Source organism: Bordetella genomosp. 6 (assembly GCF_002119705.1).
GTDB lineage: Bacteria > Pseudomonadota > Gammaproteobacteria > Burkholderiales > Burkholderiaceae_B > Bordetella > Bordetella bronchiseptica_F.
In genome coordinates this window covers 279,699-299,976 of record NZ_CP021107.1, presented here as the reverse complement: position 1 = coordinate 299,976, position 20,278 = coordinate 279,699, and the positions used below count along the sequence as shown (strand labels likewise).

19 protein-coding genes are annotated in these 20,278 nt (G+C 69.1%); 7 read left to right on the top strand and 12 right to left on the bottom strand.

The features are described from left to right. Positions 1–52: 52 nt before the first annotated feature. The 12 genes from CAL11_RS01430 to CAL11_RS01375 all read right to left on the bottom strand — a co-directional run bounded on the left by CAL11_RS01430 (position 53) and on the right by CAL11_RS01375 (position 14,545). Positions 53–1,261, bottom strand: coding sequence for an ABC transporter substrate-binding protein (locus CAL11_RS01430; RefSeq protein WP_033468512.1), 1,209 nt, complete (start codon positions 1,259–1,261; stop codon positions 53–55). Between the two features lie 74 nt (positions 1,262–1,335). After that, positions 1,336–2,733, bottom strand: a complete 1,398-nt coding sequence (locus tag CAL11_RS01425) for an MmgE/PrpD family protein (protein ID WP_086091941.1) — start codon at positions 2,731–2,733, stop codon at positions 1,336–1,338. Positions 2,734–2,753: 20 nt separating this feature from the next. Continuing rightward, positions 2,754–4,247 carry an AMP-binding protein gene (locus tag CAL11_RS01420; RefSeq protein WP_086091940.1) on the bottom strand — a complete coding sequence of 498 codons (1,494 nt, stop codon included), beginning with the start codon at positions 4,245–4,247 and terminating at the stop codon, positions 2,754–2,756. A 79-nt stretch (positions 4,248–4,326) separates the two neighbouring features. Further along, the gene (locus CAL11_RS01415; protein WP_086091939.1) at positions 4,327–5,502 is read right to left on the bottom strand and encodes an acyl-CoA dehydrogenase family protein; all 1,176 of its coding nucleotides are present in this window, start codon (positions 5,500–5,502) and stop codon (positions 4,327–4,329) included. A 5-nt stretch (positions 5,503–5,507) separates the two neighbouring features. Then, on the bottom strand, positions 5,508–6,758 hold the full coding sequence (locus CAL11_RS01410; RefSeq protein WP_086091938.1) for a dihydrolipoamide acetyltransferase family protein: 1,251 nt from the start codon (positions 6,756–6,758) through the stop codon (positions 5,508–5,510). A gap of 3 nt (positions 6,759–6,761) precedes the next feature. Next, entirely contained in the window at positions 6,762–7,547 is a 786-nt protein-coding gene (locus CAL11_RS01405) for an enoyl-CoA hydratase/isomerase family protein (protein WP_086094491.1), read from the bottom strand. 14 nt (positions 7,548–7,561) lie between these two features. Next, entirely contained in the window at positions 7,562–8,536 is a 975-nt protein-coding gene (locus CAL11_RS01400) for an alpha-ketoacid dehydrogenase subunit beta (protein WP_086091937.1), read from the bottom strand. Between the two features lies 1 nt (position 8,537). Continuing rightward, positions 8,538–9,509: a thiamine pyrophosphate-dependent dehydrogenase E1 component subunit alpha gene (locus tag CAL11_RS01395; RefSeq protein WP_033460973.1), complete on the bottom strand. Its 972-nt coding sequence runs from the start codon at positions 9,507–9,509 to the stop codon at positions 8,538–8,540. A 274-nt stretch (positions 9,510–9,783) separates the two neighbouring features. After that, positions 9,784–10,569, bottom strand: coding sequence for an IclR family transcriptional regulator (locus CAL11_RS01390; protein WP_086091936.1), 786 nt, complete (start codon positions 10,567–10,569; stop codon positions 9,784–9,786). A gap of 76 nt (positions 10,570–10,645) precedes the next feature. Further along, positions 10,646–11,422: an enoyl-CoA hydratase/isomerase family protein gene (locus CAL11_RS01385; protein WP_086091935.1), complete on the bottom strand. Its 777-nt coding sequence runs from the start codon at positions 11,420–11,422 to the stop codon at positions 10,646–10,648. After that, positions 11,419–13,551, bottom strand: a complete 2,133-nt coding sequence (locus tag CAL11_RS01380) for an acetate--CoA ligase family protein (protein WP_086091934.1) — start codon at positions 13,549–13,551, stop codon at positions 11,419–11,421. The genes CAL11_RS01385 and CAL11_RS01380 overlap by 4 nt, the downstream gene beginning before the upstream one ends. A 1-nt stretch (position 13,552) precedes the next feature. Further along, the gene (locus tag CAL11_RS01375; protein WP_086091933.1) at positions 13,553–14,545 is read right to left on the bottom strand and encodes a tripartite tricarboxylate transporter substrate binding protein; all 993 of its coding nucleotides are present in this window, start codon (positions 14,543–14,545) and stop codon (positions 13,553–13,555) included. Positions 14,546–14,789: 244 nt separating this feature from the next. Here CAL11_RS01375 and CAL11_RS01370 point away from each other — a divergent pair, with 244 nt between their 5' ends. From CAL11_RS01370 to CAL11_RS01340, 7 genes are read left to right on the top strand one after another with little or no spacing between them, the layout of a single operon-like run. After that, positions 14,790–15,938, top strand: a complete 1,149-nt coding sequence (locus tag CAL11_RS01370) for an acyl-CoA dehydrogenase family protein (RefSeq protein ID WP_086091932.1) — start codon at positions 14,790–14,792, stop codon at positions 15,936–15,938. Then, the gene (locus tag CAL11_RS01365; protein WP_086091931.1) at positions 15,935–16,747 is read left to right on the top strand and encodes an enoyl-CoA hydratase/isomerase family protein; all 813 of its coding nucleotides are present in this window, start codon (positions 15,935–15,937) and stop codon (positions 16,745–16,747) included. The genes CAL11_RS01370 and CAL11_RS01365 overlap by 4 nt, the downstream gene beginning before the upstream one ends. Then, positions 16,744–17,898, top strand: a complete 1,155-nt coding sequence (locus CAL11_RS01360) for a thiolase family protein (RefSeq protein ID WP_086091930.1) — start codon at positions 16,744–16,746, stop codon at positions 17,896–17,898. The genes CAL11_RS01365 and CAL11_RS01360 overlap by 4 nt, the downstream gene beginning before the upstream one ends. 1 nt (position 17,899) lies before the next feature. Beyond that, positions 17,900–18,301: a Zn-ribbon domain-containing OB-fold protein gene (locus CAL11_RS01355; protein ID WP_086091929.1), complete on the top strand. Its 402-nt coding sequence runs from the start codon at positions 17,900–17,902 to the stop codon at positions 18,299–18,301. After that, a complete protein-coding gene (locus CAL11_RS01350; RefSeq protein WP_086091928.1) occupies positions 18,298–18,693 on the top strand; it encodes a hypothetical protein in 396 nt (131 codons plus the stop codon). The genes CAL11_RS01355 and CAL11_RS01350 overlap by 4 nt, the downstream gene beginning before the upstream one ends. 20 nt (positions 18,694–18,713) lie before the next feature. Continuing rightward, complete coding sequence (locus tag CAL11_RS01345; protein ID WP_167382424.1) at positions 18,714–19,094, top strand: MaoC family dehydratase; 381 nt, start codon at positions 18,714–18,716, stop codon at positions 19,092–19,094. Between the two features lie 10 nt (positions 19,095–19,104). Beyond that, on the top strand, positions 19,105–20,265 hold the full coding sequence (locus tag CAL11_RS01340; protein WP_086091926.1) for an acyl-CoA dehydrogenase family protein: 1,161 nt from the start codon (positions 19,105–19,107) through the stop codon (positions 20,263–20,265). Positions 20,266–20,278 lie beyond the last annotated feature (13 nt).

The window sequence follows — 20,278 nt, the reverse complement described above, 5'->3', positions numbered from 1 at the left end:
GGCGCTGTGGCTGGGTCCGGCGCGGCCCCGCGCCGGCCGGACCCGCCGCCGGTTATTGCGCGATCGGCTCGAGCCGGATCTTGTCGCCCTTCTTGACGTACTCGAACACCTTGACCCCGTCGGTCTCGATACCGTGGTGGCGGTCCTTCGAGAAGGTATAGGCCGTGTTGACGCCCTGGTAGTCCTTGATCGACTCGATGGCGGCGATGACGGCCTTGGGATCGGTCGAGTTGGCCAGGCGGATGCCCTCGAACAGAATGTTGGCCGCGTCGTAGCCGTTGGACACCGAGATCGCCATGAACAGCTGCGGATTCTCGGGGTCGTTGCCCCACCAGCGGTCGGTGCCGTACTTGGCCTTGTAGGCCTTGGCGAAGTCGGCCGCGGGCGCGCGCATCGGGTTGCCGAAGGCGCCGATCATGGTGCCCAGGGTGCCCAGCGTGAGTTCGCCGGCGCCTTCCTGGTACGGCTGGCCCAGCGCGCCGTTGGAGGCGACCAGGGGCACGTTCACGTTCAGGCGGGCCATGGTCCTGCGCAGCACGGCCAGGTCCTTGCCCAGGCCGATGGCCGCGATGGCATCCACGTTGGCGCGCTTCATGCGCGCCACCTGGGCCGTCATGTCCTGCGCGCCCTGGTTGTACGAATCGGTGGCCACCGGCTTGGCGCCGCCGTTCTTGGCGATGGAGGCGGCCAGGTAGTCGACGCCGGTCACGCCGTAGGCGGTGCTTTCGTGGACGATGCCCACGCGCTTGAATTTCTTGGCCAGGTACTCGCCCATGGCCACGGCCTCGACGTCGTTCTGCAGCGCGAACGAGAACACGTTGGGACGCGGCTTCTCGCCGGTCTTCTCACCCGGATAGGTCACCACCGGCGTCTGCGCGATGGGGTTCATGTAGGGTCGGCCATCGGCCTGGACCATGTCGATCACGGCCAGCGTGGGGCCGCTGCCGGCCGGGCCGATGATGCCGACGATTTCCTTGTTGTCGAGAATGGCGCGGATGTTCTGCACCGCGCGGTCGGGATTGAGCTGGTCGTCGAGCAGCATGGCGATCTCGATCTTCTTGCCATTGATGCCGCCCTTGGCGTTCCATTGCTCGACGGCGAGCTCGACGGCGCGCCGGTTGCCCTCGCCGAATTCGTTGTATGGGCCGGTCAGGGCCGAGGTCATGCCGATCTTGATGGTATCGGCGGCCAGGGCCGCGCCCGAAGCCAGCAGGGCGGCGGCGACCGCCAGGCAAGTCGTAGATTTCCTGTACCAAGACATAGTGTCTCCTCCTAGAGAGTTTCGAACATCGTTGCGTCGTGCCCCGTGTCCCCGGGGCTTGTTTCCCGACCCGCTCAACGGGCGGTCTGGATGCTGCTGAAAGCGGCCAGCACATCGCCCAGGTCGGCGTGCGGCAAGGCCTGGGCGAATTTCTCGATATGGTCGTAGGCCGCCGGCGCCACGCCGGTCTCTTCGCCGATGCGGCGCACCAGCGCCGACACGCCGGCCCTGTCGTAGCTGTATTCGGTGTGGTCCGTGTGCATCTGCACCACCACGGGCTCGGCCCGTCCGTCCACGTCGGCCTCGATGCGGCAGGCCAGCAGGCCCAGCGCCGGGTCGGCCAGCGGCCGGATGCGGGGAATCAGGCCCAGCACGCCGGCGTCGTCGAACGCCGTCATGTGGGCGATGGTGGGCGCGCCGTGCAGCAGCGTGGTGGCCACGCAGAACTGGATGCTCATCAGCGTGCCCGACACGCTTTCGAAGGGGCCTTCCTTGTCCATGCCGGCATAGCCGACCACCGTGGGGTTGAGGTGGATACGCACGGTCCGGACGGCGTCGGCCCGCGCGCCCAACTGCTCGCGCAGCGCCAGGCTGGCGCGCACCGGCGTCTGGTTGAGCGCGCAGACGGGGTAAGGCTTGAAGGTGACCTTGAGAATCGACCAGTCCTTGCCCAGCTGGCCGGCGAGGGCGTCGACGTCGCAATCGGTCCTGACGAAGGCGCGCACGAAGCCGCTGCGGCCCTCGAAGGCGCCGGCCGCCGAAACCGAGCCGCTGGCGGCCAGCGTGGCGGCCGCCAGGCCGTTGCGCCCCGCCATGCCGACCTGGTAGCGCCACTCGTCGGTGCCGTCGCCGAACGACTGCAGGATGCCGCCGGCGAAGGAGGCGGCGTTGGCCAGCGCGGCGGCGGTCCGGTCCTCGGGCAGGCGCCACAGGCGGGCAGCCGCCGCCGCCGCGGCGACGGTGCCGTACAGCGGCGAGGCGCGCAGGCCGGCGGCCGTGGTCAGCGGCGAATAGGCGGCCTCCAGCGCGCCGCCCACCTCATAGCCGGCCACCAGCGCGGGCAGGAAATCCTCGATACGGCCTTCGCCGCGCTCGACCAGCGCGGTCAGCAAGGGCAGCAGGATGGCGCCGAAGTGCGCCACGCCGCAGGTGTCTTCCTGCGCGCGGCCATGGAACAACGCCGCATTGGCCAGCGCCGCGCCGGCCACCGTGCTGCGGCGGCCGCTGCCCAGCAGCGTGGCGCCGTCTTCGCGCTCGCCGTCCATCGCCAGCACGGCGCGCTCGGCCACGCCGAAGAACGGCGTGGGGTGGGAACCCAGCGCGATGCCGTAGCCGTTGAGCACGCAGGCGCGCGCCTTGTCGAGCGCCGGCGCCGGGATGGTGTCGAGTTCCAGGTTCGCCGCAAACCGGGCGAATCGTTGTGCCAGGGTCATGGGATGTCTCCGTGTTCGGTGCGTTCGATGCGGCGGCATGGCGCCGCCTGCCCGTTGTCCTAACCGTTGTATTCGTCGCGCAGCACCCGCTTGAGCACCTTGCCCGACGGATTGCGCGGCAGCTCGGCCACCACCTTCAGTTCGCGCGGCACCTTGAAGCTGGCCAGGCGCTGGCGGCAGTGCCGGTCGATCTCTTCCAGGGTCAGGGTCTGGCCGGGATGGAGCACCACCACGGCGGTAATGCGTTCGCCCCATTTGTCGTCGTGCACGCCGATGACGGCCGCCTCGGCGATCTGCGGCAGCTCGTACAGCGCCGCCTCGACCTCGCTGGAGGCCACGTTCTCCGCGCCGGTCAGAATCATGTCCTTGGTGCGGTCGGTGACGAACAGAAAGCCTTCCTCGTCCAGGTAGCCCACGTCGCCGCTGCGCAGCCAGTCGCCGTGAAACGCCTCGGCGGTCTTCTCCGGCGCGTTCCAGTAGCCCTTGGTGACCTTGGGGCCGCGCATGCAGATCTCGCCCTTCTGGTTGGCCGGCAGCCAGCCGCCCGCGCCGTCGGCGATACGGATCTCCACGTGCGGCAGGGCGCGGCCGGTCGAGCCGATCTTCTCGATCTCGCGCCCGGCTTCCATCAGCGTGTCGCCGCTGCAGGTTTCCGTCATGCCGAAACCGTCGATGAAGCGGCCGCGCGTGAATACCCGCGTGAAATCGCGGATGCGCGACTCCGGCGTCTTCTCGCCGCCGGCGATGCACCAGGCAAAGGTATCCAGGTCGAAGCGGCCCGGATCGGGCACCGCCAGCACCCGGCTGAGCATGACCGGCGCCATCCAGCCGCAGGTCAGGCGATGGCGCTCGATCGAGGCCAGCACCGCCTCGGGGTCGAACTCGCGGTGCACGCACAGCGTCCCGCCCACCCACAGCACCGCGATGCCCGGCAGGTCGAACGCGCCGACGTGGTACAGCGGCCCCACCACCAGCAGCTTCTCGCTGGCCGTCAGGCCCAGCGCGATCACATGGTCTATGGATTTCCAGTGGAGGTTGCCGTAGGAGTGCATCACGCCCTTGGGCCGCGACGTGGTGCCCGACGTATACATCAGGCGCACCAGGTCGGTTTCCGCCACGGCGGCCTGCGGAGGGATATCCAGGCCGGGCTGGCCCAGCCGGCGCGAATCGGCCTGGGCCTGCGCGTCGATGACGATCTTGGGCGTCTCCAGCGCGACGATGGCGTCGAACTCCTCGTCCACCAGCAGCAGCTTGGCGCCGGCGTCGCCCAGGATGTAGGCGGCCTCGGGCGCGGCCAGCCGGTAGTTGACCGGCAGGAACACCGCCCCCAGGTAGCTGGCGGCGAAGGCCAGCTCCAGGAAGGCCGCGCTGTTCTTCATGAACAGCGCCACCACGTCGTTCTGGCCGATTCCGCGCGCCCGCAGCATGGCGGCCGCCTGGAGAATGCGCTGGTGGAAATCGGCGTAGCCGATCTCCTGGTCGCGGTATACGATGGCCGCCTTGTCGGGCGTGCGCCGGGCGTGGAAGGCGATCGAGGCGCTCAGATTGAACATGATGGGTGGTCTCCGTGGATGTGCGGATCGTTTGCGCGGGTGGCGGCCGGTGCCGGTCCCGCGTCGCGATTCTGGGTGTTCAGTATGACTTGGGCATGCCGAGGTCGTGTATGGCGATGTAGTTCAGGATCATCTCCTCGGACACCGGGGCGAACTTGAACAGGCGCGCATCGCGCCACAACCGTTCGACGTGGAATTCGCGCGCGTAGCCCATGCCGCCCATGGTCTGCATGCTGCGTTCGATGGCGTGGCTGGCCGCCTGCGACCCGATCAGCTTGGCGATGTTGGCCTCGGTGCCATAGGGCAGCCCCTGGTCGCACAGCGCCGCCGCCTTCAGGTTCATCAGACGCGCGCACTGCAGCTCGGCGTGCGACTGGGCCAGCGGAAACTGCAGGCCCTGGTACGAACTGATGGGCTTGCCGCCGAACACCTTGCGGTCGTTGGCGTACTGCACCGCCAGCCGCTTGGCCAGACGGCCCGCGCCGATCAGGCTGGCCGTGGTGACGATGCGCTCGGTGTTGAGCACGTCCAGCAGTTCGCGAAACCCCTTGTCCAGCGTGCCCACCAGCTCGTGCGGCTCGATGCGCACGTTGTCGAAGAACACCGAGCAGGCGCTCAGGGTCTGGGTGCCGACCTTGTCGATGGCCGAATGGCTCAGCCCTTCGCGCTCGACGTCGATGATGAACATCGAGATGCCGTCGCTGGGCCGCGCGCCCTCGGCCTGGCGCGAGGTGCGCGCCACCACCAGCATTTTCTGCGCGACGTCCACCGCGGTGATCCAGATCTTGCGGCCGTTCAGGCGCCAGCCGCCGCCGGGCTCGGCCTCGGCATGGCTTTTCATGGCCAGCGTGTTGGTGCCGGCGTCGGGCTCGGTCAGCGCCATGCAGAAATTCATCTTGCCGCCGACCAGGGCCGGCAGCAGCTCGCGCTTCATCTGTTCGCTGCCGAACTTCGAGATGGGCACGCCGCCGAAGATGGGGTTGATCATGAACAGCTGGCCGAGGGTCGCGCCGCCGCCGCCGGCCGACAGCTCTTCGACGATCAGGGCCAGGTCCAGCATGCCCAGGCCCGAGCCGCCGTGTTCCTGAGGCAGCGCCGCGCCCGCCAGGCCGGCGTCGCAGATGGCCTGCCAGCACTCCTGCGGAAACGCCTTCCTGCGGTCCAGGTCATGCCAGTAATCCACACCGTAGTCCTCGCCGATGCGGCGCGCGGTCTCGACGATCAGCTTCTGCTCGTCCGAAAGCGAAAAATCCATGGAATCTATCCTTTGGTATGGGGTCGGTTGCGCAACAGCCGGTACGGGTCTTGCAGCAGGTCGATGACGTGATTGAGGAACGCCAGCGCGCTGGCGCCGTCGTGCAGCCGGTGGTCGGCGGCCAGCACCAGGCCCATCTCGCGCCGCAGCGCCGGGGCGCCCTGCTCGTCGGGCCGGAACAGCTCGCGTATGCTGCCCACGCCGAGAATGGCCGATTGCGGCGGATTGATGATGGGGGCCATGTATGTCACGTTGAACATGCCGGCGTTGGAAATGGAAATCGCGCCCCCGCTCATGTCTTCGCGGGTGGCCTTGCCGGCGCGTACCCGGTCCAGCAGGGCGTCGGATTGCGCGGCGATGTCGTCCAGCGAGGCATGGTCCAGCCCGTGCAGCACCGGCGCCATCAGGCCACGCTCGGTCGACACCGCCACGCCCACGTCGATGCCCTGGAACTGGACGATATGGTCGTCGTTCCAGATGCGGTTCTGGTGCGGCATGGCCGCCAGCGCGCGCGCCACCGCCGCGATGACGAAGTGGTTGAGCGTCAGCCGCGGCGCGTCGGCCTGCGCGTTCAGGCGTTGGCGCAGCGCCAGCAGCGCGCTGACCTCGGCCTCGGCCGAGAGGTAGAAATGCGGCACCTGCTTAGCCTGCGTCATGCGCCGGGCCATGGACTGCACCAGCGCGCTGGCTTCGATGCGCTGTTCGCCGGCGGCCTGCGCCAGCGGCGCGCGCGCGGCCGGCGCCGGCGAAGCCGCATCCCGCGGCGCAACCGGCGCGGTCTGCGGCGCGCGCGCAGCCTGGCGCACGTCGGCGGCCTTGATGCGCCCGCCCGGCCCGGAACCGCCGACCTGCGCCAGGTCCAGGCTGGCTTCACGCGCCAGGCGCCGCGCCAGCGGCGTGGCCACGACACGTCCGCCGCGCGCAGGTTCGCGCGCCGCGGCCGGCGCCGTCTCGGCTACCGGCTGCGGAGCCGGCGCCAGCGGCGCGTCGGCCATGTCGTCCGCGCCCTGGCCAGGCCCGGTCCAGCGCGCCACCACGGTGCCCACCGGCACCGTCTCGCCGGCGGCGACCAGGATCTCGGCCAGCGTGCCGTCGGCCTGCGCGACGATTTCGTTGGCGACCTTGTCCGTCTCCACCACGAACAGCGAATCGCCCGCCTTGACCTCGGCGCCGCTGGCCACGCTCCACTCGATCAGCGTGCCTTCGGTCATGGTCAGGCCCAGCTTGGGCATGAGCAGGTCGTTCAACTGGCTCATGGCCTACTGTCCGGTAAAGCGCGCGGCGCGCTTTTCGAGGAAGGCGCCGATGCCTTCGTGGGCATCGCGCGTGTCCAGCACCAGGCCGATCATGGCCTGCTCATGCGCCAGCGCGTTGGCCAGCGGCATGTCGGCGCCGTCGCGCAGGGTGCGCTTGAGCAGCTTGAGCACCAGCGGCGACTTGGCGGCGATCTGCCCGGCCAGCGCCAGCGTTTCGGCCATCAGGTCGGCCGCGGGCACCGCGCGGTTGGCCAGGCCGATGCGCACGGCGTCGGCGGCGCTGATGCGCCCGCCGGTAAACATCATTTCCTTGGCCTGGCACGGCGAGATCTGGCGGATGATGCGCTGCGTGCCGCCCGCGCCCGGGAACAGGCCCAGGTTCACCTCGGTCAGCGCGATGGCGGCGTTCTCGGCCACGATGCGCAGGTCCAGGCACAGCAGCAGCTCGGTGCCGCCGCCCAGCGCCCAGCCGTTGACCGCGGCGATGGTGGGCTTGTCGCTGGTTTCGAAGCGGCGGAACACGCGATGGATGTCTTCGGCGAACTCCTGGTAGTGGGCCAGGCCCTGACGCGAATTCAGGTCGACCAGGTCGCCGCCGGCCACGAACGACTTCTCGCCCGCGCCGGTCACGACGATGACGCGGCATTCGGCGTCGGCCTCCAGCGTGGTCAGCGCGCGCTCCAGTTCCAGCAGGGTCGGCGTATCCAGCGCGTTGTGCAGCTTGGGCCGGTTAATGGTGATGATGCCGACGTGGTCGCGGACTTCGGTGAGTATGCTTTGTTCGCTCATGGTGTCTCCAGTATTCAGGCGCACAGCTTGCGGGCTGCGGCGATGATGTCGGCCTCCTGGGGCTGGTACTGCGCTTCCAGCGACGGCGCGAAGGGCACCGGCACGAAAGGCGCGGCGACGCGGACGATGGGCGCATCCAGTTCGTCGAAACCGATGTCGGCCATGCGCGCGGCGATCTCCGCGCCCACGCCGAAAGCCTCCACGGCCTCGTGCACGATCAGCAGGCGGTGCGTGCGGCCAAGCGAAGCCAGCACGGCCGCCTCGTCCCACGGCTGGATGCTGCGCAGGTCCAGCACCTCGGCCTCGATCCCTTCCTCGGCCAGGGACCGCGCGGCGCGCTCGGCCTTGTGCACCATGGCGCCGTAGCTCACCACGGTGAGGTCGCGGCCGGCGCGCGCGACGCGCGCCTGGCCCAGCGGGATCGGCCCGGCATCGTCGGGCACCTCGCCCTTGGCGGCGTACAACGCCTTGTTTTCCACGAACACCACGGGGTCGGGATCGCGGATGGCGGACTTCAACAGGCCATAGGCGTCGGCAGGATTGCTCGGGCAGACCACCTTCAGGCCGGGGACGTGCGCGAACCAGGCCTCCAGGCACTGCGAATGCTGGGGCCCGGCGCTGATGCCGCCGCCGTGCGGGGTGCGCACCACCATGGGCACCGAGGTCTGGCCGCCGAACATGAAGCGCGCCTTGGCGGCCTGGTTGACCAGCGCATCCATGGTCAGCGTCATGAAGTCCATGAACATGATTTCCAGCACCGGCTTCAGGCCCGACAGGGCGGCGCCGACCGCGGCGTTGGCCATGGCGGCTTCGGAGATCGGCGTGTCGCGGATGCGGTCGGAGCCGAACCTGGCGTGCAAGCCGCGGGTCACGCCGAACGGGCCGCCGGCCTCGGCGATGTCCTCGCCGAACAGGAAGACCATGGGATCCTCTTCCATGCACTCGGCCAGTGCGCGGTTGATGGCGTGGGCAAATCGGAGTTCGGCCATGTCAGCGAGCCTCGGCTTGGGTGTAGACATCGGCGCGGGCGGCTTCCCACGCCGGCGGGCGGCCCTTGCGGGCCCGCTCGACCGCCTGCTCGACCTGGGCCTGGACCGCGTCGCGCACTTTCTGGCGTTGCGCCTGGCTCACGCCCTTGCTGTCGAGCACCGCCTCGAAGCGGGCCACCGGGTCGTGTTCGTCCAGGCCGGAAATCTCGTCGCTGTCGCGGTACTTCTGCGGGTCGCCCTCGTAGTGGCCGCGCCAGCGGTGGGTGATGCACTCGAGCACGCGCGGCCCCTTGCCGGCGCGGATATCGGCCACGGCGGCCCGCGCCGCGTCCATGACCGCCAGCACATCGTTGCCGTCGACCTTGGCGTGCGGAATCGAAAAGGCCGCCGACAGCTTGTCCAGCGGCGCCACGAATTGCTTGTGGGTGGGGGAAAACTCGGCCCAGCCGTTGTTCTCGCACAGGAAAAGCAGCGGCAGCTGCCACAGCGCCGCCAGGTTCAGGCTTTCGTGCAACACGCCCTCGGCCATCGCGCCATCGCCGAAGAAGGCCACCGCCAGGGCATCGGTCTTGCGCACCTGGTGCGCCAGCGCGCTGCCCAGGGCGATGGGAATGCTGGCGCCGACGATGGCGTTGGCGCCCAGCATGCCGATCGACATGTTGGCCACGTGCATCGAGCCGCCCCGCCCCTTGCAGATGCCCTCTTCGCGGGCCATCAGTTCGAGGAAGAAGTCGTCCATGTCGATGCCCTTGGCCAGCGCGTGACCGTGGCCGCGGTGGGTCGAGGCCACCGTGTCGTCCGGCCGCAGCACCATGCCCATCGCGGCCGCCACGGCCTCCTGGCCGACGCTGAGGTGGATGAAGCCGGGCACTTCGCCATCGGCGAACAAGCGTCCGAGCCGCAGCTCCACCAGCCGGATGCCCAGCATGCGCTGGTACGCATCGAGCAACTGTTCTTTATTGGCGCGTGCCACCTTGCCTCCCTTGTAACAATCGTGCCTGGCCTGGCCGCGAACGGCCTGGAATGGCGCCGTTCATGGAGAAATTCACTTAGTCAGTCAATTAACTAACCAGACGGTTAACAAAATAATAGAGAGGACACCTATTCACGTCAATCGGGTTTTTACCGAGGCGCTGGAGCGAACGAGGCGGAACCGGCCCCGCACGGGTGTGTCTGTCCCTACTGGGACAGGCATCAAAAAAAACCGCGCGGACGCGCGGCAGGAGGAAAGCGAAACGCGACGGGCGTCAGGCGGCGGCGTTGGCGCGGCCGCCTGACAAGGCGCGGGTGATGAGGCCGGCGCGCGCGCGCAGGTCCTCGCCCAGCCGTTCGAGCGCGTCGCCGGTGAACTGGGCGCTGAAGCCCACCGCGCTGATGGCCATCACCGGTTTGCCGAAGGCGTCCAGCACGGCGGCCGAAGCGGTGCTTACGCCTTTTACATAGTGGCCGGCGTCGGTCGCATAGCCGTTCTTCCTGGCTTCCTCCACGCCCGCCAGGTATTCGTCGAACGGCGGCTTGTCGTCCCAGCGCAAGGCGTCGAAACGCTGTTCGAGCTGGTCGCGGTCCAGCCCGGCATTGGCCGCCATGCAGCGGCCCAGGGCGGCGATGTACATGGGCAGGCGCTGGCCCACGCTCATGTGCACCCGCACGGAGCTGTCATTGTCGGCGCGGTCCACCAGCACCACCCGCTCGTTGCTGGTGCGCTGCCACAGCGTCGCCGTGACGCGATGCTCGCGCGCGATCTCCTCGAGATGCGGATGGATCAGGCGCACGTAGGCGCCCTGTTCCAGCACGCCCTTGGCCAGTTCGACCAGGCCCAGGGCAATCGAATAAGTCTTGGTCGACTCGTCGAACGTGACCAGGCCCTCATACACCAGGGTCTTGAGGAAGTTGTAGCAAGTGCTGGAATTGAGCTGGAGGTCGCGGGCCACACGGGTGACGCCCACGCCCGCCGGTGCTGCGCTGAGGTAGCGCAGCACGCGCAGGCCGCCCACCAGCGCGCCTACGAGTTTTTCGGGAGGTTCGGCTGCCATTCTTAAGACAGAGAAATTCTCTCGCTAGGAAAAATGAAAGTGTGGCACATAGCGGCTGCGCGGTACACCCCGCCGCTCAGCCCGCGCGCCGTGCGCGCAGGCCCGTCAGGTAGTCCTGGATCGTCTCCCGCACGCCCGGGATACGGAAGTTCTCGTGCATCAATGGCTCCAGCGCCCGCACCCTGGCCACCGTGGCATCGGGAGGCTCCATCGCCAGCCTGGCCTTGCGCGCGATGGCCAGCGCCGCCCGCCGTCCGGCGTAGTAGGCCAGCCGCCGCTCGGCCAGCGCCTCGAAGCCGTCGAGCCCGAGCACGTCGGTCACCAGTCCCAGGTCGCGGGCCGCCGCCGCGTCCAGCGCCTGGCCGCTCAGGCACAGCTGGCGCGCGCGCGCCGCGCTGATCTTGGTTTCCAGCGCAGCCTGCACGATGACCGGATACATGCTGAACGCCATTTCCGGACAGGCCAGCGACAAGTCCTGTCCGGCGATGACCAGATCGGTCATGGCCAGCAAGATGACGCCCGCCCCGGCCGCCTTGCCCCGCGCCACCGCCAGCAGCGGCAAGGGGCAACGGGCCATGGACGCCATCAGTTCGCGCAGCGCTGCGCCCTGCCTTTCCAGCGCCTGCTCGCCCAGCGCGAACTCCTCGATATCGCCGCCAGCGCAGAACAGGGCGGGCGCGGCGCTGCGCAGCACGAGCAGGTCCGCGCCGTCGCGCGGCGCGCCTTCGATGGCATGCCGGATGGCGTCCAGCATCGCGGCGCACAGGGCGTTGGCCTTGACGGCCCGGTCCAGCACGATGGCGCGCACGCCCCCCGCATCCTCGACCCGCACGTAGTTCGCGGCGGCGCTCATGCGTAGCGGCTCACGACGGCATCCAGCAGCCAGGCCCGGTCGCCGCGCACGGCCAACGGATTGATCTCCACCTCCGCCAGGTCGGACCGCTCCTGGAAGATGCGGCACAACTCGGCGATCTGGCTCGACAAGGCGGCCAGGTCCACCGCGCCGCGCCCGCGAAAACCCTGGAACAGGCGCGCCGCGCGCAGGGATTCGAGCATGGCCTGGATGGCCGCGGCCGAAAGCGGCAGCAGCTGGCTGACCACGTCGGCGTCCAGCTCGACCTCGACGCCGCCGCGCCCCAGCGTCAGGGTGGCGCCGAAGCGCGGGTCGCGCCGCAGCCCCAGCAGCAGTTCGTGGTCGAATGGCTGCATGGGTTCGATCAGCACCCCGCGAATCTCGATACCATGCGCCTGCGCGATGCCGGCCAGGCGCCGCGCGGCCTCGTGCAGTTGCTGGTCGCTGGCGATGCCCAGCGCCACGCCGCCGATATCGCTCTTGTGCAGCAGGCTGGCGGCCTGCAGCTTGGCCACCACCGGATACGCCAGCGGCGCGGGCAGCCGGTCGGGCGCCGGCCCGCTCACGAGCACGCCGGCGGGCACGCCGGCCACGCCCAGCTCGCGCAGCAGCGCCTTGCCGTCGCATTCGGCCAGCGCCTCGACACGGGCGCCGGGCGCCGCCGGCGGCTCGGCGGCCGGCAAGGCCATGGCCAAGGCCGCCTCGCGCAGCGCCCGCAGGCGTACCGCGGCGCCCAGCGCGGCGACAGCCGGCGGAATATCGCGGAACACCGGGATGCGCGCCCGCTCCAGCGCGGCCACCGACTCTTCCTTGGCGCCGATCCAGATCACGATGATGGGCCGCTGCGTACGCTGGCGCGCCTGCGCGAGGGCATCGGTGAAGGCGCTGGCAATGCTGTGCATCAGGCCGACGAACAGCACGATGGCGTCGTTGCCGGGGTCGCGGGCCACCGCCTCCAGCGCCTGGCCGATGCTGGCCGTGTCCTGCACGACGTTGCCGGTCAGGTCGAGCGGGTTGGCGGCCTGCACGAAGGACGGCAATACCGGCGCCAGCGCGCTGGCCGTGGCCTCGGCCAGCGGCGGCAGGACCAGCCCGCACCGCTCGGCCTCGTCGGCAATCAGCACGCCGGCCCCGCCGGAGACCGACATGACCGCGATGCGCCTGCCTTGCGGCACGCTGTCGAACAGGTACAGCCGGGCCGCGTCCATCATCTGGCCCAGCGAGTCCACGCGCAGCGCGCCGTGCTGGCGCAGGCAGGCGTCGTACAAGGCATCGTCGCCGGCCAGCGCGCCGGTATGCGAGGCGGCCGCCGCGGCGCCCGCCTGCGAGCGGCCCGCCTTGATCGCGATGACCGGTTTGCCGGCTTCGGCCGCAACGCGCAGCGCGCGGCGAAACGCCGCCGTATCGCGGATGTCCTCGATATACAGGCCGATGACGCGCGTGTCGGCGTCGCCTGCCAGGTAGGCGATGGCCGCGGCGGCGTCCATGTCGCATTCATTGCCGGTGGTGATCCACTTGCTGAACCCCAGCCCCGAGCGCAGGCAGATGTCCATCCAGTACGCGCCCAGCGCGCCGCTCTGGCTGACCAGCGCGAAGCCGCCCGGGCGGATGGGCGTTTCCTCCAGCGCAGTGGTGAAAGAAGCGATCAGCCCGGTCGCGCTGTTGGCCACGCCCAGGCAGTTGGGGCCGAGGATGGTCACGCCGTGGGCGCGCGCCAGCTCGCCCAGCCGGCGCTGCAGCGCGGCGCCGGCCTCGCCCGTCTCGGAAAAGCCGGAGGAAAACACCACGAAGGCCCGGACCCCGGCCGCAATCCCCTCGCGGATCACGCCCTCGACCAGCGCGGCGGGCGTGCCGACGATGGCCAGGTCCACCTGCTCGCCGATGGCCGCCAGCGACGGATAGCTTTTGACGCCCTGCACCTGGGCGCGGGTCGGATTGACCGGGAACAGTTTGCCGACGAACCCGCGCGACAACATATAGGCCAGCGGCCGGCCGGCGATCTTGCCCGGGTCGGCGGAAGCGCCGACGATGGCCACGCTGCGCGCCTCCAGCACCGCCGCCGCGCGCGCCGCGCCCTCCCATTGCGGCGCCGCCACGCTGCGCTCGGCCATATCCAGATCCTGCGTCATGTCAGTTCGCCTTGATGCCTGCCACTTTGATCACTTCCGCCCAGCGCTTCATTTCGCTGTCCAGGAACGCGCTGAATGCCTGCGGCGTCGAGGCTACCGGAATCACACCCTGGCTGAGCAGCCGCTTGCGCACGTCGGGGTCCTCGAACTCGGCGCGCACGGCGCCCTGCAGCTTGGCCACGATTTCCCGGGGCACGCCGGCCGGCGCGACCAGGCCCAGCCACGTGTTGCCGTTGAAGCCCGGCACGCCCGACTCGTTGAGCGTCGGATAATCGGGATAGGCCGGCGAACGGTTCAGGCCGGTGGCGGCGATCAGCTTCAGCTTGCCAGCCTTGACGTAGGGCTCGGCCGACAGGGCGTCGACGAACATGGCCGACACCGAGCCGCCTATCACGTCGGTCAGCGCCTGCGCGCTGCCGCGATAAGGCACGTGCACCAGCTTGATGCCGGCATCCTGCTGCAGCAACTCGCCAGACAGATGGTTCGACTGCCCGACCCCGGCCGAGCCATAGGTCAGGGTGCCCGGCTTGGCCTTGGCCAGCGCGATGAATTCCTTCAGGTTGGACGCCGGCACCGACGGATTGACCACCAGGAAATTGGTCAGCTCGACCAATTGCGTGATGTTGGTGAAGTCGCGCTGCGTGTCGTAGGCCAGCTTGTCGTAGATGCTGGGGTTGATGCCATGGCTGGTGGCGATCGCCCCCAGCGTGTAGCCGTCGCCCGGCATGCGCGCCACCGCGGCGGTGCCGATGGTGCCGCCGCCGCCCGGCAGGTTCTTGGCCACGGCCGGCTGGCCCAGCCGTTCCAGGCCATGCGCGGCGGCGCGGGCAATGGTATCCAGGATGCCCCCGGCCGACGAGGCGACGATGATCTCGATAGGCTTGGAAGGATAGGCCGGCTGGGCGTATGCCTGCATGGGCGCCACCACCAGGGTGGCCAGCAACGCGCCGGCCAGCCTGGACGAGACGCGCGAAAAAGACGTTCCGATGTTCACGTTGCCTCCTAGTTATTCTTTATAGAGAATATTTATCTGGATTGCGAATAAAGTCTAGGAGCGAGAAAAAGCCTTGTCAAGGAAAAAACTTGATGGCGCCCCCGTTGACGCCCGCACCGCGCATCGTTAAGATATTTTTTATTGAGAACTATATTCTCTATAAAGAATAACGACACGCACCCCCGGCCTACCCGGTTCGCCTGCCGAGCCGCCGCGCCGCGGTGCATCCCAAAGGAGCAGATCCGTGAGCTTGAGCTTTGCCTTTTCCAGCGAACACGAAGCCGTACGGGACACCGTGCGGCGGCTCTGCCAGGAGGAACTCGCCCCCCTGGTGTTCGAAGCCGAGGAGCAGGAGGCCTTTCCCCGGCGCGTATTCGAGCGCTGGGGCGAACTGGGCCTGCTGGGCGTGCGTTACCCGGAGGCCGACGGCGGCAGCGGCCTGGACAAGGTCAGCGACTGCATTGTGCGCGAAGAGCTCAGTTATTTGTCGCAGGCGTTCGCCTCGACCTGGTCGGCCCACACCCACCTCGGCATCTGGCCGATCTGGAAAGCCGGCACGCCGACGCAGAAGGCGCGCTTCCTCGCCCCCGCGCTGGCCGGCCGGAAGGTGGCCGGGTTCGGCCTGAGCGAGCCGGACGGCGGCTCCAACGTGCGCGCCATGAAGACCCGCGCCGAACGGGTCGAGGGCGGCTGGCGCCTGCATGGCAGCAAGCTGTACATCACCAACGCCCCCTTCGCGGACTTCCTGCTGGTGGCCGCGCGCACCAGCGCGGCGCTCAGACCGGAGTCGATCAGCCTGTTCATCGTGGAACTGCCCAATGCCGGCTTCGATATCGCCAAGCTGAAGAAGGAAGGCATCCGCGCATCCGAAACCGCGCTGATCCACATCGACGACGCCTTTGTGCCCGATGACTGCCTGCTGGGCGAAACCGAGGGCACCTATCCGCTGATCCTGGAATCGCTGAGCGAGAACCGGGTCGGCGTGGCGGCCAACGCGCTGGGCATGGCGCGCGCGGCGTTCGACGCGGCGGCCAGCTTCGCCAACGACCGCATCGTCGCCGGCAAGCGCGTGGGCGAATACCAGGCCATCGCGCACAAGCTGGCCGACATGTCGGCGCAGATCGAGGCGGCCCGCTGGCTGGTCTATTACGGCGCCTGGCGCGTGGACCAGGGCACGCTGGACGCGGCCACGGCGGCGCGCGTCAAGCTGGTCGCCAGCGAGACCGCGGTGGCGGTCAGCGAGCAGGCCATCCGCATCTTCGGCGGCGCCGGGATCATGCGCGAGTATCCCGTCGGACGCATTCACCGCGACGCGCTCGTCTATGTCATCGGCGAGGGCACCAGCGAAATCCAGAAGAACATCATTGCACGCAGCCTGGGATTCAAGCCATGAACGATTACGTATTGCGCGAGCGCCGCGGCGCCACGTTCGTCATCACCCTCAACCGCCCCGAGCGGCGCAATGCCTTCGACCTGGAGGTGCGCCAGAGCCTGGCCGAGGCCATCTTCGAAGCGCGCGACGACGACGCCGTCAAGGCGGTGGTCATCACCGGCACGCAGGGCGTGTTCTGCGCCGGCGGCGACCTCAAGTCGCTGTCGGACGGCAAGCGCCCGATCTACCAGGACCGCGACCGCATCCGCCGCCTGCACACCTGGTTCCACGAGCTGGTCAACCTCGAAAAGCCCGTCATCGCCGCGGTGGACGGCCCGGCCTTCGGCGCCGGATTCAACCTGGCGCTGGCCTGCGACTTCATCCTGGGCACGCCGGCGGCGCGCTTTTGCGCGGTGTTCGGGCGGATCGGCCTGGTGCCCGACCTGGGCGGCTTCTTCCTGTTGCCGCGCATCGTCGGCCTGCAGCAGGCCAAGGAACTGGTGTTCACCGCCCGCGAGGTGGATGCCGACGAGGCGCGCGCGCTTGGCATCCTGTACCGCGTGGTGCCCGCGCCCGGCCTGCTGGACGAAGCGCTGGCGCTGGCGGCGCGCTTTCACAGCGCCTCGACCCTGGCGCTGGGCATGTCCAAGAACATACTCAACCGCTCGTTCAACCTCGACCAGAACACCCTGGCCGAACTCGAATCCCACGCCCAGGCGCTGGCCATCCACAGCGAGTACCACGAGACGGCGGTGGCGCGTTTCCTGGACAAGCAACCGCTGCCGTTCAGCTGGCCCAGGCAGTCCGCCGACGAGGACGGCCAGCCATGAGCATGAACGCCTTCATCACCGGCGCCAGCGATACGCGCGTCGGCGAACTGCCGGGTTCGAGCTGCATGGGCCTGCATGCCGAGGCGGCATTCGGCGCCATCGCCGACGCCGGCCTGGAGCCGGGCGACATCGACGGCGTGCTGTGCGCCTATTCGTTCACCGAGCCGCACCTGATGCTGGGCTCGGTGTTCTGCGAACACACCGGCATCCATCCCGGTTTCTGCGCCGCCATCCAGGCCGGCGGCGCCAGCGCCTGCATCATGATCATGCAGGCGGCCGCCCTGGTGGCCAGCGGCCAGTGCCGCCACGTGCTGGTGGTGGCCGGCGACAACCGCCTGACCGGCCTGTCGCGCGACGGCGCGGTGGCGGCGCTGGCCGAAGTGGGCCACCCGCAGTTCGAGCGCCCCTTCGGCATCAGCGTGCCGGCTTCGTATGCGCTGGTGGCCCAGCGCTACATGCACGAGTACGGCGCCACCCCCGAGCACCTGGCGGCCATCGCGGTCGAGCACCGCCGCCACGCCGGCCGCCATCCCAAGGCGCACAAGCGCGAGCCCATCTCCATCGACGACGTGCTGAACTCGCGCGAAATCAGCACGCCGCTGCGCCTGCTCGACTGCTGCCTGATCTCCGACGGCGGCGCCGCGCTGGTGATCAGCAGCCGCGCCGCCAGCGCGGCCAGCGGCAGGCGGTCGGTCGAGATCCTGGGCGCCGGCCAGGGACATACCCACGAACACATCGTGGCCGCGCCCAGCCTGACCGACTTCGGCTGCAAGGCGTCGTCGGCGCGCGCCTTCGCCGCCGCGGGCGTCAGGCCGGCCGACATCGACGTGGCGCAGATCTACGACTCGTTCACCATCACGCTGCTGGTCGAGCTCGAATCCATCGGCTTTTTCGAGCGCGGCCAGGCCGGACCGGCGGCGCTGCAAGGCGAGCTCGGCCTGGGCGGCGCGCTGCCGTGCAACACCCACGGCGGCCTGCTCTCGTATGGCCACTCGGGCGCGGCAGGCGGCATGTTCCACGCCGTCGAGGCCGTGCACCAGTTGCGCGGCCAGGCCGACCAGCGCCAGGTCGACGGCGCCCGCCTCGCCTTCGTGCACGGCGACGGCGGCATTCTGTCCGCGCATTGCTCGCTCGTCCTTGGAGCCGCCTGATATGGAAAAACCGCCGATTACCCCCAACGCCGAAAGCCTGCCGTTCTGGCAGGGCTGCCGCGACCATCGCCTGCGCTACCAGCAATGCGCCGACTGCGGCACGGTGCAGCGCATTCCGCGCGCCGTATGCACCCATTGCCACGGCAGCGCGCTGCAATGGCGCGATTCGGCCGGCCAGGGCGTGGTGCTCAGCCATACCACGGTGCGCCGCGCGCCCACGCCGGCCTTCAAGGCCGACACGCCCTATGTCATCGCCCTGGTGGACCTGGACGAAGGCTTCCGGCTGATGGTCAACGTACGCGGCGGCGCCGGCGCGCCGCTGGCCATCGGCGCACGGGTGCGCATCGCCTTCGAGGCGCGCGGCGACGACGCCGTGCCGATTGCAGAGATGGAGACGCCATGACCCAGCTGTACACCTACGAAACCTTCACGCCCGGCACGCAGCTGGGCGAATGGGCCGAGCCCCTGGACGCCCGGCTGGTGGCGACCTGGGAGCGCCTGTTCGGCACCGAAGCGCGCGACCAGCCGGCCCGCCAGGTCGGCCTGACGGTGGCCCTGATGATCCGGGCCTACCTGAACGTGGTCACGCCGCGCCCGCCCGGCAACATCCACGCGCAGCAGATCCTGTCCATCGACGGCCTGCCCGGTATCGGCGAGACGGTGCGTTCGCGCATCCGCTGCCTGGGCAAGGAGATCCGCCGCGAGCGCCGCTACCTGCAGCTGGAAGTCAGCGGAGTGGGCGAACGCGAACGCAGCCTCTACACCGGCCGGATGAACCTGATCTGGGCCGCATGAGGAACGCCACGAGGAACACCATGACGCAACGCCTTGAAGAAGTCTCGATGCGGGTCACCCAGGCGGACATCGACATCTACGCCGAGCTGACCGACGATTTCAACCCGCTGCACGTCGATCCGGCGTTCGCGGCCACCACGCCCATGGGCGGCACCATCGCGCACGGCACCCTGTCGGTCAACCTGATCTGGCAGTCGCTGGCGCGCAGCCTCGGCGCCGCCGCGCTGGCGCGCATCGACCTGGACATCCGCTTTCTCAAGCCGCTGTTCGCCGGCGGCGCCATCACCGCCGGCGGACAGCCCGACGCAGCCGAACCGGGCCGCTACGAAGTCTGGGTCAAGGGCGCCGACGGCGCCACCCTGATCGCCGGCCATGCCCGCCTTGCGCCAATCACGGACTGAGGAACACGCCATGCAATTCACCCACGAACACCGCGAGCTGGCGCGGACCACGCGGCGCATCATCGCAGAACACCTCGACCCCTATCTCGACGAATGGGAAGCGGCGCAGATGTTTCCCGCCCACCAGGTCATGAAGGCGCTCGGCTCGGCCGGGCTGCTGGGCATCGGCAAGCCCGCCGAGTACGGCGGCATGGAACTGGATTTCAGCTACGAGATGGTGTTTGCCGAGACACTGGGCGAAGTCCGCTCCAGCGGCCTGAGCTCGGCGATCGGCGTGCAAAGCACCATGTGCACGCCGGCGCTCGCGCGCCACGGCAGCGACGCGCTCAAGCGCGCGTACCTGGCGCCCACCATCGCCGGCGACCTGGTGGGCTGCATCGGCGTCAGCGAAGCCTCGGCCGGCTCGGACGTGTCGCAGATCAAGACCTGGGCGCGCCGCGACGGCGACGACTACGTGATCAACGGCTCGAAGATGTGGATCACCAACGGCGTGCAGGGCGACTGGATCTGCCTGCTGTGCAACACCTCGCAGGAAGGCGGCCCGCACAAGAACAAGTCGCTCATCATCGTGCCGCTGGATACGCCCGGCGTCAGCGTCTCGCGCAAGCTGGACAAGCTGGTGCTGCGCGCATCCGACACGGCCGAGCTGTTCTTCGACGATGTGCGCGTACCCGTCTCCAACCGCATCGGCGAGGAGAACCTGGGCTTCATCTACCAGATGGAGCAGTTCCAGGAGGAGCGCATGTTCGTCGCGGCGCGCGGCATGCGCTCGATGGAGCGCGTCATCGAGGAGACCATCGCCTACGCCGGCCAGCGGCAGGTGTTCGGCGGCACCGTGCTGTCGAACCAGGTCGTCTATCACAAGCTGGCGCAGATGCAGACCGAGATCGAGGCGCTGCGCTCGCTGCTGTACCGCGCCATCGGCCAGTACCTGGATGGGCAGGACATCACGCAGCTGGCCTCCATGGCCAAGTATTGCGCCGGCCGGCTGTCGATGCGGATTCCCAACGAGTGCCTGCAGTTCTGGGGCGGCCAGGGCGTGATGAACGAGAACTGGATCTCGCGCGCCTATCGCGACCTGCGGCAGACCGCCATCGGCGGCGGCGCCAACGAAATCATGCTGGAAGTCATCGCCAAGACCATGGGCATACACCCGGGCAGGCGCGCCTGAGGGCCGTCGGCGG

What these genes read in the sequence shown, in the direction of transcription:
- CAL11_RS01430 (WP_033468512.1), bottom strand. Translation starts at nt 1,261, where the DNA reads ATGTCTTGGTACAGGAAATCTACGACTTGCCTGGCGGTCGCCGCCGCC.
- CAL11_RS01425 (WP_086091941.1), bottom strand. Translation starts at nt 2,733, where the DNA reads ATGCCGCCGCATCGAACGCACCGAACACGGAGACATCCCATGACCCTG.
- CAL11_RS01420 (WP_086091940.1), bottom strand. Translation starts at nt 4,247, where the DNA reads ATGTTCAATCTGAGCGCCTCGATCGCCTTCCACGCCCGGCGCACGCCC.
- CAL11_RS01415 (WP_086091939.1), bottom strand. Translation starts at nt 5,502, where the DNA reads ATGGATTTTTCGCTTTCGGACGAGCAGAAGCTGATCGTCGAGACCGCG.
- CAL11_RS01410 (WP_086091938.1), bottom strand. Translation starts at nt 6,758, where the DNA reads ATGAGCCAGTTGAACGACCTGCTCATGCCCAAGCTGGGCCTGACCATG.
- CAL11_RS01405 (WP_086094491.1), bottom strand. Translation starts at nt 7,547, where the DNA reads ATGAGCGAACAAAGCATACTCACCGAAGTCCGCGACCACGTCGGCATC.
- CAL11_RS01400 (WP_086091937.1), bottom strand. Translation starts at nt 8,536, where the DNA reads ATGGCCGAACTCCGATTTGCCCACGCCATCAACCGCGCACTGGCCGAG.
- CAL11_RS01390 (WP_086091936.1), bottom strand. Translation starts at nt 10,569, where the DNA reads ATGGCAGCCGAACCTCCCGAAAAACTCGTAGGCGCGCTGGTGGGCGGC.
- CAL11_RS01385 (WP_086091935.1), bottom strand. Translation starts at nt 11,422, where the DNA reads ATGAGCGCCGCCGCGAACTACGTGCGGGTCGAGGATGCGGGGGGCGTG.
- CAL11_RS01380 (WP_086091934.1), bottom strand. Translation starts at nt 13,551, where the DNA reads ATGACGCAGGATCTGGATATGGCCGAGCGCAGCGTGGCGGCGCCGCAA.
- CAL11_RS01365 (WP_086091931.1), top strand. Translation starts at nt 15,935, where the DNA reads ATGAACGATTACGTATTGCGCGAGCGCCGCGGCGCCACGTTCGTCATC.
- CAL11_RS01360 (WP_086091930.1), top strand. Translation starts at nt 16,744, where the DNA reads ATGAGCATGAACGCCTTCATCACCGGCGCCAGCGATACGCGCGTCGGC.
- CAL11_RS01355 (WP_086091929.1), top strand. Translation starts at nt 17,900, where the DNA reads ATGGAAAAACCGCCGATTACCCCCAACGCCGAAAGCCTGCCGTTCTGG.
- CAL11_RS01350 (WP_086091928.1), top strand. Translation starts at nt 18,298, where the DNA reads ATGACCCAGCTGTACACCTACGAAACCTTCACGCCCGGCACGCAGCTG.
- CAL11_RS01345 (WP_167382424.1), top strand. Translation starts at nt 18,714, where the DNA reads ATGACGCAACGCCTTGAAGAAGTCTCGATGCGGGTCACCCAGGCGGAC.
- CAL11_RS01340 (WP_086091926.1), top strand. Translation starts at nt 19,105, where the DNA reads ATGCAATTCACCCACGAACACCGCGAGCTGGCGCGGACCACGCGGCGC.